The organism is Cellvibrio zantedeschiae (assembly GCF_014652535.1).
Taxonomy (GTDB): domain Bacteria; phylum Pseudomonadota; class Gammaproteobacteria; order Pseudomonadales; family Cellvibrionaceae; genus Cellvibrio; species Cellvibrio zantedeschiae.
On sequence record NZ_BMYZ01000001.1, the window covers coordinates 2,391,563 to 2,406,732 of the forward strand.

Below are 15,170 nucleotides of genomic sequence, written 5' to 3' on the forward strand. Positions count from 1 at the left end.
AATTAAGACCTGCAACCTTGGATCAGGGTGTCAGCTTTAAACCACGCCTAGCTTATAAAACTTTACGGCGGATTCTCCCCAAATTGACTTTTGTTCGTCCAACGAAAATTGTTTGAGGAAGGTATCAAGATATCCAATCCATTCATCGTAAGTCGCAGCAAGCGTACATACCGGCCAATCGCTCCCCCACATAAGGCGATGCGCACCGAAACAGCTGACTAAATGGTTCATGTAAGGGTACAGCTTCGCATAAGACGCGCTTGCCCCGGCTTCGGTTACCAGCCCGGAAATTTTGCAAAACGCATGCGAGCCTTCGCTGATTTTTTGGATTTTTTCAGCCCAGGGATTAAACCCATCGGAGGCTATGTCTGGCTTCGCGCCGTGATCTATAACAACGCGCAGTTCGGGGTAGCGCTGCAACAGGATATAAAGGGCATCAAGATGAATCGGTTTTACTAATGCATCAAAACTTAGGTCATTATCGATAAGATATTTGAATATGGTGTCGAGCTCTGGCTTCAACATCCAATTTGGATCTGCAATACCTTGAATTACAGGTCGAATTCCCACCAGCTTCGGGTGCTGACCCAACCGCTCCAAAATCTTAATCGAGGCAGGTGAATTCATATCAACCCAACCCACTACACCCGCTACAAATGGATGGGTATTCGCCAACTCCAAAATATAATCAGTTTCTTCCACGGTTTCTGCAGCTTGCACAATCACGGTGTAATCCACCGCATTTTTACGGAGCAGCGGTTGCAAATCCTGCGGCAAAAAATCGCGATTTATAGTTGCTGGCTCTGCATTAAGCCAATGGTAGTCGCCCCTATTTAATTGCCAAAAATGCTGGTGGCTGTCAACGCGTAACATTTTGCCCAAAACAAGCTCCTCTTATTTAATGCTTGGCCGCAGCTATGTATTTCCACACCCTAATAGTCACCCTTCAAAATGTCAATTCATATATAATAAACAATTTGAATCAGAGACTAGACACCTCCGCCGAGACATCCTCAAACTGCGTCTATCACCAACTTAGCCAATTGGCATTTCCGTCCTGTGCCTTTGAATATTGTCAACGGCGGGCCTTTCTATGACGCGGAAGCAAAAACCATTACCATGACCAATATGCGCAACCTTGCGCGACGTCTCGTCAAAAGTTAATTCGGTGATTGTCGAACAACGACGATGCATTTTTAGCGCGTTTGTAATTCAGTAATTCTGTGTGATTTATTTTAATGTCTAGCTACACAATCTTAACCGCTGCAATCGAATCTACCACCGTAGAAAAAAATAGCGACTTTATAACTTTCCTTCACCCCATAAGTTCACGTGAAGAAGCCATGACGCATGTGGACTATTACCGAAAAAAATATCCCGATGCTAATCACGTATGCTGGGCTTACATAATTGGCAATACTCGGCAGCCGCTAACACAAGCGTTTAGTGATGATGGCGAACCATCGGGTACTGCTGGTAAACCTATGTTGCATATTCTTACAGAGCGCGAAGTAGGAAATAGCCTGGCGGTGGTAGTGCGTTACTTTGGTGGAGTGAAGTTAGGTGCGGGTGGATTAATTCGTGCCTATTCTGGCGCTGTATCTTCGGCAGTGAATTGCGCGCAGTTGACTCTGGTTACACCGTGTATTGAAATTAAAATCAGCGTAGATTTTGCAAAGGAAGCAAAAATTCGTCACCTTGTTGAGCTGCATAAAGGGAAAATTTTAGCTACTGACTATGATCTTGACGTTGCCGTTACGCTAAGCCTGGCAGTAGCACAAGCAGAATCTTTTATTCAAGATGTGATTAATGAAACCGCAGGACACGCAATTGTTCATAAAACAAAATAATTGACTGAATAAAAAACTGATGACACACTAACAGCCGTTTAAGTACACACCATCTTTTAACCTTCCCCACCAAATACAGGAGTCTAAACCATGAAAACATTTGATATAGCACTCCTGTCGGCCGCTTAATTACCTGTCTGAATCTATTTTAACTTTTAGGTAAATTTATGGCCGCGTAATTGCGCGCCGACTTTCCATTCGTTTTCATTATCGCGTTTCACGCGATCTATTTGCTCGCGCCTGCGAGTTAACGAAACTGGATTGTTCACATGATCAATATCGATTTTGAATCCCTACGCCCTATTGGGCTTACACCTTATATTGCGCAACAATTATTAATGATGGAAAGCTGCGGGCAGAATGCAGTAGCTGCACGCGTGATTGAAATTCATCGCGATCGAATTGTTTTACATAATGGCAACATTGAATTCTATGCACGCATTTTGCCGAACGCTGATGTGGAAAAACTCGCCGTTGGCGATTGGGTTATTGTGGAGCAACATCCAAACAATGAATTCTGGATTTGCGATCGCATGCAACCGGTAACCCAAATTACACGCCGCACACAGGATGGTAACCGACAATTATTGGTAAGCAATGTAGATACGGCGATCCTGGTAATGGGGTTGGATAATGATTTTAATTTGCGGCGCATGGAACGCTACCTTGCGATTGTTCAAGCCGCGCAAGTCACGCCAATTATTGTATTAACCAAGCAAGATATTGTTGTAGATGCTGAAGAAAAACTCGCGCAAATAACGCAACGTTTACCGCCGCATTTAACAATTTATTCGGTGAATGCACTTGAACAAAAAACGTCAGGTGTTCTTGCGCCCTGGCTAAGTGCGGGGCAAACTTTGGTGCTATTGGGATCATCTGGCGCTGGTAAGTCCACCTTAACCAATGGTCTCACCAATAGCTTGCAGGAAACCGGTGCTGTGCGTGTGGGTGATAGCCGGGGGCGGCACACCACCAGATCGCGCTCGCTGCACTGTTGTACAAGCGGTGCCTGTATTATCGATACGCCGGGTTTGCGCAGCTGGAGCCCGGATGCCGATGAAGATGCGTTGGATATTGCGTTTGATGATATTTCCAGCCTCGCGCTCAACTGTAAGTTTCGCAATTGCCAACACAATGATGAGCCCGGTTGTGCTGTGCGCGGTGCTATTGATGATGACCGTTTACACAATTACCAAAAATTATTGCGTGAAATAAAACGCAGCCAGCAAACTGCGCTTGAGCGAATCGAAGAGCGGGCAAAATGGAAAGTGCTGCACAAGGCCGCTGAAGTTCGCACCAGGGAAAAACGAAAGGAGTATTAAACATTCCAATAAAAAAGCCGCATTCAGTTGCGGCTTTTTTATTCACGAGTTTTAAATACCTAACTCTCGCAGAATATCTTCTTTAAGCGTTTGTGCTTCTGGCGTTGATAACTTGCGTGGATGAGTAAAAGGAACTTCAAACACGCGCTGAATTGTCGTTGGACGCGGCGATAAAACAACAATACGATCTGCCAGATGAATAGCCTCTTCTACATCATGAGTAATCAATAAAACGGTGTGGCGCTCTTCCTCCAAAATACGCAACAATTCGGTACGCATTTTTAAATTCATGAGGGCATCAAGCGCAGAAAAAGGTTCATCCATAAATAAAATTTCAGGCTTGACTACTAAGGCTCGCGCAATTTCAACACGCTTTAACATACCACCCGATAATTCATGTGGGTAATTTTTTTCAAATCCTTTTAAGCCCACCATAGCGGCATAGTGATCAGCCAACGCGGCTTTATCGCCATGCTCGTCGCCGTTTAAACCAAACATTAAATTTTGTTGTACGTTAAGCCAGGGGAAAACCGAACCATGCTGTGAAATTACAATGCCGTTGGCGTTAGGACCTTTACGTACAACTCCATCGACTTCAATCTGGCCCTCATCTGGATGCTCGAAACCAGCAATAATTTTCATAAGTGTGGATTTTCCGCAACCCGACGGACCCACGATTGCAACAAACTCGCCCTCACCAACAGTCAGGGTTATGCCATCAACAACAGCGCGAACTTCTTTACCAGAAGTGAAACTTTTCTTGATGTTTTTTATAAGAATCTTATCGACCATAACGCCACCTTACTGTTTTAAGCCCTTCCAAAAGTCGCATTAGGCCATCTAACAAAAGTCCAATAATGCCGATAATAATCATGCCCGCGATCACCAAATCGTAACGGTTACCTGCGTTGCGCGAATCCATAATTAAATAACCGAGACCAGAGCGCAGTGCAATCATTTCAGCAGCAACCACAACCAACCAGGCAACGCCGAGTGAGATGCGCATACCCACGATAATTTCCGGCAATACGGCGGGGATAATTACTTGTGTAAATAATTTATAGCGCGAAACACCGAAGTTTTCTGCAGCACGCAAATAGCGCTTCTCAATGGTATGAACACCCGCTGCTGTTTGCACAATGAGTGGGAATACTGAAGCAATAAAAATTAAAAAGATGGGCGATGCATTACCAACACCAAACCATAAAATTGCCAGGGGTATCCACGCAATGGGCGAAATAGGACGCAAGACCTGGAAGATGGGGTTAAGCGTGGTGTAGGCAAATTCTATGCGACCCATCCACAATCCCAAGGGCAAGGCGATCAAAACCGCCAGTAAAAAACCGGCCCCTACCCGCATTAAGGACGAACTTATGTGTTCCCACAGAGAACCGTCAGCGGCTAGCTCTGCGGTTCCTAAAACAACTTGCATGGGCGTTGGGAAGATTGCACTTTTGGTTTGAATAACAACTATCCACCAGACTGCAATGAGTAGTGCGAAGACTACCAATGGCGGCAGAATTTTTTTAAGTTTTTTCACAAGACACCTTGATCATACTGACTTTCATTTTAAAATTTTAACTTCGTTGCTTACCGGCTAGAATTTCGGATCTATCCAATCTAACTCCAACTATCCACCTACCCACCTATCCAACGGGCCAGATTTTTTATTCGCCACTGCAAACGCGGCCACCCAACAGTCGGCTCAGGATCAACTACTACTGTCATTTGTCCGCTGACATGCGCGGTACACGCAAACTGGTATTCCGACGCTAATTCAAATGGAAGCTTAAAACTTTGGTTGGGCATAATTAAGGTTGGCCCAAACATTTGCGGTACCTTGTCCAGATTACGCAGTACCAGAATATCTCGCACCCCCAAGGTCAAATGGACTTGCTGCGGCAGGATTTCGTTTTTTTTACCCGCCATACGATTCGCCCAGGTTCCGTCAGGAATTTCGAAAACTTCTTCGCGGGAATTGTATTGTATGGGAATGAAAGCGATAAGGAGTACAGCATCCACCAGAACACTAAACAGAAGCAACGGCAACCAATAGCGACGCACAAAACTCACTACTTAACCACCTTGGTTTCATTTTTATCAGGTGTTTGAAGCAGTATTTTTATATCATGGACTATGTCGTCTGGCTTTTTACCAAATGGAACAAGCGCACGTAGATAACCGGAAGGGTCAATTAAATAAATATAGGAGGAGTGATGCACTTGAGCCTCACCTTTTTTGCCCACTGCCTTGGCGGCAACTATACCGTATTCTTTTTGCACCGACTCTAACTGCGCTTCAGTTCCAGTAACACCAATAAAACTTGGGTCAAACACTGCAAGATATTCTTTTAAACGAGCAGGTGTATCCTGTTGCGGGTCAACGGTCACATAAACCACCTGAACTTTATCGGCTAGATCGCCTAACTTTTTTCGCGCTTGTGCAAGGTTCGCCAGAGTGACCGGGCAAACTTCTGTACAATGGGTAAAACCAAAACCCAACACAACCAGTTTGCCGCGAGTTTGGCTGAGCTTGAGCTCGCCCCCCTGTGAACTTTGCAGTGTAAAGTCCGGCGCTAAACGTGGTGGATCAAACACGCCTGACTTCAGTGCCTGAGCTTGTACCTGCGCCATTAAGGTGAGCGATAGGAAGGAAATTAATAGCAAAAAAAGTCGTTTCACTGCTTACGCCCCTTAATATCAAATATTTTATTAGACCAGCATAGGCGCAGGTTTGGCGGCTTTCGCAAAACGCTCTTCCATATAGGTTTCGTACGCAACCGGATGCTTGAGTGTGCCCGCCTCAATGGAAAGCTGCATAAGTTCTTCAAACTCGGTTCTGATCATGCGCAAGTCGCCGTATGTAACGCGATCTGTAGGTGTTTCCATTACAAACTTAAGAATGTTTGGATCTTGATTAAAAAACTCGCGCTTGGAAGCAATAGCGACAGCTTTATCACGGTTGACTTGTTGTTGATCCAGCCAATGACCCGCCCCCATTACATGGTTAACCAGGTCTTGAACCATGTCTGGACTTTCCTGAATTAATTCTTCACGTACGGTCAACACACAGCAAATGTAATTACGCCATTCATCGCGGGTCATGCGCAGGGGGCGAGCGTAACCGGCGCGCTGAGCAGCAGCGCCAAAAGGCTCACCAGTACAATAGGCATCCACAGCATTGGCGTAGAGCGCGGCGGGCATATCTGGTGGCGGCATCTCTACGATTTCAATATCTTTGGGAGTCATATTTTCTTGCGCAAGCATTTTGCGCAGGAACAAAAAATCCACCGCAAATCGGCTTGGGATAGCAATGCGCTTGCCCTTAAGCTCGCTAAAAGTTTGAAACGCAGAATCAGTGCGCACCATAATCACCGCACCTGAGCGGTGGCCGAGGGAAACAATCTTGAGCGGGACTTTCTTATCCGACAGATCCATAACGAGTGGCGCCAGCATGTATGCAGCCTGGATTCGCCCGGTCATTAGGGATTCTTTAATCTCTGGCCAGCCGCTGTATTTGCTGTACTGGTAAGCAAAACGACCATCGCCTGAACCCGCCAAATTAGATGCAGCCTTAGAGGTACAGGCCACGGGCAAGGTGAGATTACAGGTCACCGGCAAGCCACCAACCTGAAGTAATTTCGCTTGGCTCGATGGTGATTCTTTAGAGCAACCGGTCAAACTCATAAAGGGTAAGCTGGCCGCAGCTGCCGCGGCACCCATGACCAGTTGCCGACGCGATAGAAAATCAATATTTGAAGTTTTGGTACTCATAAATAGACCAGTGCGAAGCCGAGTGTTCCAATCGTTTCATTTGAGCGATTCATCCGAGCAGTTCATCCGACAGATTGAAACAAAAAATTGGTGGCAAAATATAGTGTTGCTAAAAGTACCCCTTTCGTACAGAGAAGGAGCATCAAGTTTAACTATGGCGCTAAGGCTAGCATTATACAAGAAAGCGCGTTAGCCCCCTATAGGTTTGGAACCACCGAACAGTTAAGATAGCGCCCTGGCAAAACCCACCTCAATCGCTACAACTCCTAACTCTGGATATCGCATGGATTACTGTTCGCAACCCGAACTCCTGCCCGTTGCTGACGCTATAGCGCGAATAAGTGCAGCCATAACTCCAACCAAGGCCACTGAGACGGTAAGCCTACAAGCCGCGCTTGACCGGGTATTGGCCGAAGCGATCTATTCCGGTGTAAACATTCCCGGCCACGACAACTCCGCAATGGACGGTTATGCCTTCGCCCACGCAGATGCAAAGCTCAATCATCCGCTAAAACTGGTTGGCACCGCACTGGCAGGCCATCCCTTTTCAGGCGAAATTCGTGCAGGTGAATGCGTGCGCATTATGACAGGCGGTGTTGTCCCCGCCTCGGCCGATACCGTCATCATGCAAGAACAAGTTGTGTTAGTTGGCGATTCAATCCAACTTACACGCGTGCCAGAGCCTGGCGAAAATATTCGCCGCGCGGGTGAAGATATAGCACGAGATTCACGGGTCCTTGAGCAAGGTAAACGCATAGGTCCACTGGATATTGGCTTACTCGCATCCTTGGGCATAGCTCAGGTAAACGTTTTTTCGCGTATACGCGTAGCGGTTTTATCAACAGGCGATGAATTAAAACCACTTGGTCAACCACTGCAAGCGGGTGAACTTTACGATAGCAATCGCCAAACATTATTAGCACTGCTAGCTCGCCTTAATATCACGATAATCGATTGTGGGTTGGTCGGTGACGATCCACAAAAAATTCACGCCGCGTTTGAATCTGCCATTGCCCAAGCGGATGTTGTGATTTCCAGTGGCGGTGTTTCTGTCGGCGACGCTGATTACACCAAAACCGTTTTGGAATCCCTCGGCCAAATAAATTTTTGGAAAGTTGCCATGAAGCCGGGCAAACCTTTTGCGTTTGGCTCGTTCAAAAAAACTGATGCGTCTTGCTGGTTTTTCGGCTTACCCGGAAACCCGGTTTCTGCAGTGGTGACTTACCATCAGCTCGTGCTGCCTGCGCTGCGCCTTCTTGCAGGTGAATGTGTTGAGTCAGCCTTATCACTGAATGCGATAACGCAATCGAATTTAAAAAAACAACCGGGGCGAGCTGACTATCAGCGCGGCATTTTGCAATCCGTTGATGGCGAAAATATTGTCACCAGTACAGGCAACCAAAGCTCCGGAGTGTTGAGTTCTGTCGCGCGTGCCAACTCTTATATCGTGCTTGAGCAAGAGCGCGGTGCCGTTGCTAAAGGCAAAATGGTTACAGTCGTTCCCTTTGATAAATTCCTGCTTTAACGAATACTGCTAAATGACTGACGAAACAAATTCTTTATCTCCCGATTACCTGCAACGCTTTGGCGGCATTGGCCGGCTCTACGGGCAAGACGCATTAGTTGCGCTGCACAAAGCACATTTTGCCGTAATTGGTTTGGGTGGTGTTGGCACTTGGGCCGCGGAAGCTCTCGCGCGTTCCGGCGTGGGCGAGCTGACCTTAATTGAATTGGATGATGTGTGTGTAACCAATACCAATCGCCAATCACATGCACTTAAATCCAATATTGGCCGCTCAAAAAATCAGGTAATTAGCGACCGCTTAAAAGATATCAATCCGGAAATTATTATTCACTCAGTCGAAGATTTTATCGATCACGAAAACATGAAAACGCTGATTGGCAAACAGCACCATGTTGTGATTGATGCAATGGACGCTGCGCATATTAAGGCGCGCCTTGTTGCCTACTGTCTCGCCATTAAAGTACGTTTAATTACTGTGGGTTCATCAGGTGGCAAGCGCGATCCGCAACAAGTGAAAGTAACTGATTTGGGCCGAACTGAAAGCGACCCCATGTTGGTAAAAATTCGTACACAACTTTATCGCCACTTTAATTTCTCGCGCGACAAGAATCGCAAATTTCGCGTAGACGCTGTTTTTTCAACAGAACAAATGGTTTACCCAAAACCTGATGGCAGCGTTTGCATGGATAAACAATTTTTAGAGGCTGGCGTAAAACTGGATTGTGCTGGCGGCTTTGGCTCAAGCCTTATGGTCACCGGCACTTTTGGTTTTGTTGCAGCTACCAGAGCGATTGAGCGTTATTTGGAGCGCACGCTTAATTCCTCCTCACCAAATTAACCTGTTCAAGTTAAGCGCAATGCTCAAATCGTGAACCAGCCCGCAGCCGATTAATATTAAGAGGGTTAATATAAACCATAAATAAGAGTGATGATTCGAAGCCACGATAGTTTCGTAAACAAAATAAAAATCACAATAATGATAAGTGCAATCTCAAGGAAAAAAATAAAATGGACTAGCGAGCTTTATCTTATGCACACGTTTATATTGTTTGGCCTACGCAGTTTTAAATCACCCCGCAAACTAAAACTCACTTCAGTCAGCCTTTTGTGCTTTATATTATTAAGCGCGTGTGGCGGTGGTGCGGGCGGAGGCAACGCAAACAGTTTTAACGTCGATAAAACACCGGTCACTAGCACAGTCTCATCCATTTCAGGCGAAACAGAAAAAGATACAGCACCGTCATCAGCTTCCAGCTCCGGCACAACATCTGTTGCTAGCAGCACATCATCCTCTAAAACAACAAGCAGTTCCATTAACTCGTCAAGCAGCTCATCTAGCACTTCATTTAGCAGCTCGTCATCGAGCATGGCTAGCACCGGAATCCAAACGAGTTTATCGAGCGTTTCCAGTTCTGTTTCGAGCAATTCAGTTTCAAGCAAACCATCATCGAGTTCAATAAGTTCGAGTTCAAAAAGCAGCTCTTCATCGAGCAAAAGTAATTCATCTCAATCGAGCTCTTCCAAAAGTAGTAGCTCTTCGAGTTCGAGTAGCAAAACATCATCAAGCAGCTCTTTAAATAGCTCTAGCTCAAAATCATCCATCTCTTCGCCAACTAATTCTCCGGTTATTTCCGCAGTGACCATCGCCAACGGCAAAGTTAGTGTTAGCGGCACGAATTTTGGGCAGCGTACAACATCGTCCACATTGGTTTACGAAGATTTTGATAGCCGCACAACCGGAGCACTTGCTACAGATTTTGGTTACCACAATTACGGTGGGTTTGGTGGCGTAACCTCTGTGGACCAAACCACAGCCTACAGCGGCAATAAATCACTGAAACACCAAGCGCACATGGCCGCCGTCAGCAACGATGTGCAAGAATCTTTTCCGCACATAGGCGTGCGCGGTTTTAGCAGCACAGAATTATTTATCAGTTACAAAATTAAATTTAATACCAATGGCAGCCGCATGAGCCAATTGAAATTTAATCGCAGCGGTATGGAGGTTGGAAATAATTGGCCTTGCTACAACGGCTCGCCAAAATTTCGTTCTAGTTACTATCCGGGCAGCAAAACGGATAAAACACTACGCTTCCTTCAAGGTGGCGTTGTACGCGCAGATAATTCCATTGAAGAAGGATGGATTGGAGAAACTGTTGGATACACAGGAACTCCTTTTGCGATTCCTGAAAACACCTGGGTGCAAGTCGAAGAATATTATCGTTTAAATGATGTAGGCCAAAGCAACGGCGAATTTGTCACGGCTGTTAATGGCAATCCACACTTTAATTTTCACAATCTTAAATTGAGGGACACCAGTAGTCAGGTTTTGAATTGTAGCTATCTTGTCACAGGTGTTGATTATTTTATTGAGCCAACCAGCACCGACGGCGTAAGCATTTGGTATGACGATCATTACCTCGCCACTACGCGCGCGCGAATTGTATTAGCTAATTCATCCAACTGGGCATCTGCGACAATCCGCAATCCCTTAGTAGCAACAAGTTGGAACGATGTGAGCGCGAATGCACCATTACAATCCGCGGGATTTGCAACGAATTCAAATGCGTGGATTTACATAATCAATGCAAATGGGCAGGTATCACAAGGCTGGATGGTGACTGTTCCTGCCACAACCTCATCATCTTCCAGCTCGTCTATTTTCAGTACGAGCTCAAGCAAATTAAGTAGCAGTTCGATCTCAAGCAATAAATCCAGCAGTTCAAATTCGAGCAGTAAAGCCAGCAGCATTTCATCGTCTAATTTAAGCAGCAAGTCCAGCAGCAGCTCGAGTAAAACGTCTTCATCAACTGTTTCAGCCGCGAATGTAACCACATTGTATTTTGCAGATTTTGAATCTGGCTTTCCTAATGACAACAATGGTTTTTGGGGCGCGGGCAACGGCGGCACCATACAAGTTTCAACCAATACAGCGTTAAATGCAGGCGGTAGTAAAGGCAGTGTGCAGGGTATATACCCTGGGACAGGTGGTGGTGTTTATGTTTGGGGCGGCGTGAATATATGGAGTGCCCAAACACTTGAAGTCTTCATCGAATTTGATGCAAAACTTCCCAAGGATGCTATTGGCTATAAACATGGCACCAAGTTTTTAAAAGTATTTGGAGAAAATAATGCCAATGGACATTCGGCCAACACAACATTTGGCTTAAACCAGGGCAAAGTGAGTTTGGGGGAAGGCCCTAACAACGGAAGCTTAAATTACATCGGATTTGGTGATGGTGCAGATGGTGATCAGAGTTACGACGTAAAGAATGTGATTTTTTTAAGCGGTTCTAATCCCAGTTGGGTTGGACGGTCATTCGGAAAAACTGCAGTTGTTAAAACACCACAATTTAAATCATTTGATCCTGTCGATTGGGGCGAAACATGGCATCACTTCCGTGTTCAATGTAAGTTTAATAGTGGCACGTCTGACCAAACCGAAATAGCAGATGGCGAATATTATTTAGAAATTGACGGTGTTGTGTATGTTGATGCTACCGGCTTATTCAACCACCATTGGTCAAACCCACCTATTCGTAGCGTTAATGTTTTTGACTGGACTGATCATCAGGAAGGTCAGAGCTTTGAACTGTGGTATGACAACTTTCGCGTTACTACTGGTGGATTCGTAAGTGGGCCCAAGAAATAATAACTTATATAGTTCAATTAATTAAAAACTTACATTTAACTCACAGCTTCACACACTCGTCCACTCGCGCAATAATGGCCCGCAAACCATTATTGCGTGATGGCGTTAAATGTTTTTCCAATCCCACTAAACTTAACAATTCTGCCAAATTAATCCCGCCAATTTCTGTAGCCGTTTTGCCATTAACCTGCGACAGGAGTAGCGCAGCCAAACCATTAATTACTTTGCTGTCACTATCAAAAGAAAAATAATGTAAATCATTTTTTTGCACATGCGTTAACCAAGCCAAGGTTTCACAACCACGCAGCAAATTAGTTTCCAATCGCAATTCCGGTTTGTGGTGAATTAATTTTCCCCATTGAGTAATCAGGCGATATTGCGACTGCCAATTGGCGTTAGAGGTTAGTTCCTGCAATGAAACAGATGAGAGATCGTCAAAAGCGAACATTAATGAATAATCTTGAAAAGTTGGCGAGTGTTAGTAGTGGTGTGCGTAGCAACATGTTCAATTGACTCAGCACGCAAATCAGCGAGCGTTTGCGCAATAGCAATAATATTTACCGGGCTATTGCGCTGCCCCTGTTTACCGTTCAGCGGCATATCGGGCGCATCCGTTTCCAACAAGATTGCATCCAGTGGTAGTTGCTTTACCGCATTGCGAGTCTTATTGGCACGTTCGTAAGTGATGGTGCCGCCAATACCTAATCTGAAACCCATGGACCAGTATTGCGTTGCCATTTCATAGCTGCCGCTGAATGCATGAATCACACCCCCAGCGGGTAACTGATATTTTTTTAACTGCTGCAACAATTCATTGTGGGCTTTAACGCAGTGAATTATTACGGGCATTTTGGTCTCATGCGCTAATTGCAAATGCACATCCAATACTTGATGCTGCACCTCCAAAGGCGTTTCAATTCCTGCATCCAAACCGCACTCGCCAATCGCTACGCATTTTTTTAGCGAAAGATTATCCGCAAGCTGCTGTTTCAACATATTAAAATTCTGTGCAAACTCTTTTTCTATCCACCAGGGATGAAGCCCCACCCCCAGGTAAATATGCAAATTTTTATCAGCCACCTGCGCTGCTTTTTCCCACTGCGACGGAGCAACTCCGGGAACTAACATAGAATTAAGCCCAAGCGCGTTGCACTCACTCCAGACGAGGTCGCGATCATGATCAAAAATCGCGAAATCAAAATGGCAGTGGCTATCAAAAAATTCCATATTATTGGGAATGCTCTGATAAGGTTTTTTCAATTCGGCGATCAGGAACCAGCCACAACAACGCAACCGCTATGTAACCAATTTGAGCGAACCACACATTCACAAACGCCAAAGGCACAGCAACAGCGTAAACCACCACTGAAATAACACCTTTGAAATCTTTTCCTACAGCCTGGGCTACTAAAGAATTTTTACCTTCGGTAGCAATAATACAATGCACTAAAATCCAATAAGAAATACCAGCCATGGCCAATGCGATCCCGTATAGAGCCGTCGGCAGCGGTGCGAAATGATTTTCCCCCATCCAGCCAGTTACAAACGGCAAGAGCGAAAGCCAAAACAATAAATGTAAATTTGCCCAGAGCACGCTACCGCTTACGTGTTTTACGGCATGAAGTAAATGGTGATGATTATTCCAATAAATGCCCACATAAATAAAACTTAAAATGTAACTAAAGAAAACTGGCGCCAATGTTTGCAAGGTTTGCCAATCTGCACCGTGCGGTACTTTCATTTCCAACACCATAATGGTGATGATGATGGCGAGCACACCGTCGCTAAAAGCTTCTAGGCGATTTTTACCCATATATCTCCCCTGCCGTCTGGATTATGTCTTATAAAAATGATCTTCATTGTAATCGCGCCGCATGGTTTTGGCACCATAAGCATTGTTCAAAAATTCGACTCACGACATCAAAATAACACTTGGCACTCAAACAAATCCTGCAATCCGGGAATTTACCGCTATATTATAAAAACAGCCGCGCAGTATCTGCTGATCGATGAGGACAAACAGGGTTATGTTTGATAATTCCACCAATAAGTTTCAATTAGGGCTTGTTTACCTTTTTGCGATTTTAGCGGTAATTGGAATTGGCCCTTTCGTGTATTTACGTTATGCACAGGGCGAAATTACCCATGCCCTGCTGGATCTTGCAATTGTATGCGCCGCCATTGGTAGCGCTGTTTATGCCCGTTGGCGCGGCGAAGCAACAGCTGCCATCCTGAATTTCGCAGCAGGGTTTTACACCTTAGGCGCTATTGTTGTGGTTCATCTCAACAGCCCTATTTTTGTGTTTTGGATCTTTCCCACCGTATTGGCTAACTTTTTTCTCTTGCGCCCCAAGCGCGCCATCATCCTTAACCTAATTGCTATAGCCTTGGTAGTACCTGTTGCCTGGCGTTTAGGTAAAACACTGGATTCCCTGGCAATGATGTCGTCACTGTTTTTTGGCAGCACCATGGCGTATTTATTTGCACGCTTAACGGAAGAGCAGCGTTTGCGCCTGGAAATTTTTGCGTCGCAAGATCCGCTTACTATGCTAGGCAACCGCCGCTTAATGGATGAAGAACTACGCCTTTGCACAGATGACTTTGCCCGTTACAAAATACCCGCAACGCTGATTGTATTTGACCTGGATAAATTCAAAGATATTAACGATAAATTTGGCCACAGCATTGGCGATCAAGTGTTGATCAACATCGGGAATTTACTATCTGCTCGCCTGCGCAAGACAGACCGCGCATTTCGGTTTGGCGGCGAAGAATTTGTATTGCTGGCGCGCAATACCAGACTTGATGAGGCAGCCATAATTGCCGAGCAAATCCGCGTGCAGATTACTACTCATATCAATGGCCCCAAAGGCACTATTAGCGCTTCCTTTGGCTGCGCCAGTATTCAACCGGAAGAAACCCGCGAACAATGGTTTGTTCGCGCTGACCGCGCCATGTACGAAGCCAAAGAGCAAGGGCGCAACTGCGTCGTGCTTGCAGAAGAATAAGCTCAACGAGATTTAAAACACAGCCGCCAAATTTCCCGCT

Annotated in this window: 17 protein-coding genes; 6 read left to right on the forward strand and 11 right to left on the reverse strand. The window is 45.5% G+C overall.

Features of this window, described 5'->3' with window-relative positions; translation table 11 throughout:
• Positions 1–36: 36 nt before the first annotated feature.
• The gene (locus tag IE104_RS10600; protein WP_189418458.1) at positions 37–873 is read right to left on the reverse strand and encodes an amidohydrolase family protein; all 837 of its coding nucleotides are present in this window, start codon (positions 871–873) and stop codon (positions 37–39) included.
• Positions 874–1,238: 365 nt separating this feature from the next.
• Between IE104_RS10600 and IE104_RS10605 the strand changes: the two genes are divergently transcribed.
• Together IE104_RS10605 and rsgA are read left to right on the forward strand one after the other, a co-directional pair.
• On the forward strand, positions 1,239–1,850 hold the full coding sequence (locus IE104_RS10605; protein ID WP_189418106.1) for a YigZ family protein: 612 nt from the start codon (positions 1,239–1,241) through the stop codon (positions 1,848–1,850).
• Between the two features lie 269 nt (positions 1,851–2,119).
• Positions 2,120–3,172, forward strand: coding sequence for a ribosome small subunit-dependent GTPase A (rsgA, locus tag IE104_RS10610; RefSeq protein WP_189418113.1), 1,053 nt, complete (start codon positions 2,120–2,122; stop codon positions 3,170–3,172).
• A 51-nt stretch (positions 3,173–3,223) separates the two neighbouring features.
• Here the strand turns inward: rsgA and IE104_RS10615 are convergent, their stop codons facing one another.
• The 5 genes from IE104_RS10615 to IE104_RS10635 form a co-directional block, all read right to left on the reverse strand.
• Positions 3,224–3,964 carry an ABC transporter ATP-binding protein gene (locus IE104_RS10615; RefSeq protein ID WP_189418115.1) on the reverse strand — a complete coding sequence of 247 codons (741 nt, stop codon included), beginning with the start codon at positions 3,962–3,964 and terminating at the stop codon, positions 3,224–3,226.
• Positions 3,954–4,712: an ABC transporter permease gene (locus IE104_RS10620; protein ID WP_189418117.1), complete on the reverse strand. Its 759-nt coding sequence runs from the start codon at positions 4,710–4,712 to the stop codon at positions 3,954–3,956. Before IE104_RS10620 ends, IE104_RS10615 begins: the two co-directional genes overlap by 11 nt.
• A gap of 98 nt (positions 4,713–4,810) precedes the next feature.
• On the reverse strand, positions 4,811–5,245 hold the full coding sequence (locus IE104_RS10625) for a cupredoxin domain-containing protein (protein WP_229837781.1): 435 nt from the start codon (positions 5,243–5,245) through the stop codon (positions 4,811–4,813).
• Entirely contained in the window at positions 5,245–5,853 is a 609-nt protein-coding gene (locus IE104_RS10630) for an SCO family protein (protein WP_229837782.1), read from the reverse strand. Before IE104_RS10630 ends, IE104_RS10625 begins: the two co-directional genes overlap by 1 nt.
• 30 nt (positions 5,854–5,883) lie before the next feature.
• Positions 5,884–6,945: an ABC transporter substrate-binding protein gene (locus IE104_RS10635; protein ID WP_189418118.1), complete on the reverse strand. Its 1,062-nt coding sequence runs from the start codon at positions 6,943–6,945 to the stop codon at positions 5,884–5,886.
• Positions 6,946–7,228: 283 nt separating this feature from the next.
• On the opposite strand from IE104_RS10635, the gene moeA reads away from it, so the two are divergent.
• Together moeA and tcdA are read left to right on the forward strand one after the other, a co-directional pair.
• Positions 7,229–8,470 (forward strand): molybdopterin molybdotransferase MoeA, encoded by a 1,242-nt coding sequence (gene moeA / locus IE104_RS10640; protein WP_189418120.1) that lies wholly within the window; start codon positions 7,229–7,231, stop codon positions 8,468–8,470.
• A 13-nt stretch (positions 8,471–8,483) separates the two neighbouring features.
• Complete coding sequence (gene tcdA, locus IE104_RS10645; RefSeq protein WP_189418121.1) at positions 8,484–9,308, forward strand: tRNA cyclic N6-threonylcarbamoyladenosine(37) synthase TcdA; 825 nt, start codon at positions 8,484–8,486, stop codon at positions 9,306–9,308.
• Between the two features lie 185 nt (positions 9,309–9,493).
• Here tcdA and IE104_RS10650 read toward each other — a convergent pair whose 3' ends face one another.
• Together IE104_RS10650 and IE104_RS10655 are read right to left on the reverse strand one after the other, a co-directional pair.
• On the reverse strand, positions 9,494–9,964 hold the full coding sequence (locus tag IE104_RS10650; protein WP_189418123.1) for a hypothetical protein: 471 nt from the start codon (positions 9,962–9,964) through the stop codon (positions 9,494–9,496).
• 12 nt (positions 9,965–9,976) lie between these two features.
• Positions 9,977–10,114, reverse strand: a complete 138-nt coding sequence (locus IE104_RS10655) for a hypothetical protein (protein WP_189418125.1) — start codon at positions 10,112–10,114, stop codon at positions 9,977–9,979.
• Between IE104_RS10655 and IE104_RS10660 the strand changes: the two genes are divergently transcribed.
• Entirely contained in the window at positions 10,107–12,122 is a 2,016-nt protein-coding gene (locus tag IE104_RS10660) for a hypothetical protein (protein ID WP_189418126.1), read from the forward strand. The two genes, IE104_RS10655 and IE104_RS10660, sit on opposite strands and share 8 nt — an antisense overlap.
• A 40-nt stretch (positions 12,123–12,162) precedes the next feature.
• On the opposite strand, the gene IE104_RS10665 is transcribed toward IE104_RS10660, so the two are convergent.
• The 3 genes from IE104_RS10665 to IE104_RS10675 are packed head-to-tail and all read right to left on the reverse strand — an operon-like array spanning position 12,163 to position 13,935.
• Positions 12,163–12,570: a SufE family protein gene (locus IE104_RS10665; RefSeq protein WP_189418128.1), complete on the reverse strand. Its 408-nt coding sequence runs from the start codon at positions 12,568–12,570 to the stop codon at positions 12,163–12,165.
• Positions 12,570–13,349 (reverse strand): TatD family hydrolase, encoded by a 780-nt coding sequence (locus tag IE104_RS10670; protein ID WP_189418130.1) that lies wholly within the window; start codon positions 13,347–13,349, stop codon positions 12,570–12,572. The genes IE104_RS10665 and IE104_RS10670 overlap by 1 nt, the downstream gene beginning before the upstream one ends.
• A gap of 1 nt (position 13,350) precedes the next feature.
• Entirely contained in the window at positions 13,351–13,935 is a 585-nt protein-coding gene (locus tag IE104_RS10675) for a TMEM175 family protein (protein ID WP_189418131.1), read from the reverse strand.
• Positions 13,936–14,149: 214 nt separating this feature from the next.
• Between IE104_RS10675 and IE104_RS10680 the strand changes: the two genes are divergently transcribed.
• The gene (locus IE104_RS10680; RefSeq protein WP_189418133.1) at positions 14,150–15,130 is read left to right on the forward strand and encodes a GGDEF domain-containing protein; all 981 of its coding nucleotides are present in this window, start codon (positions 14,150–14,152) and stop codon (positions 15,128–15,130) included.
• Positions 15,131–15,170 lie beyond the last annotated feature (40 nt).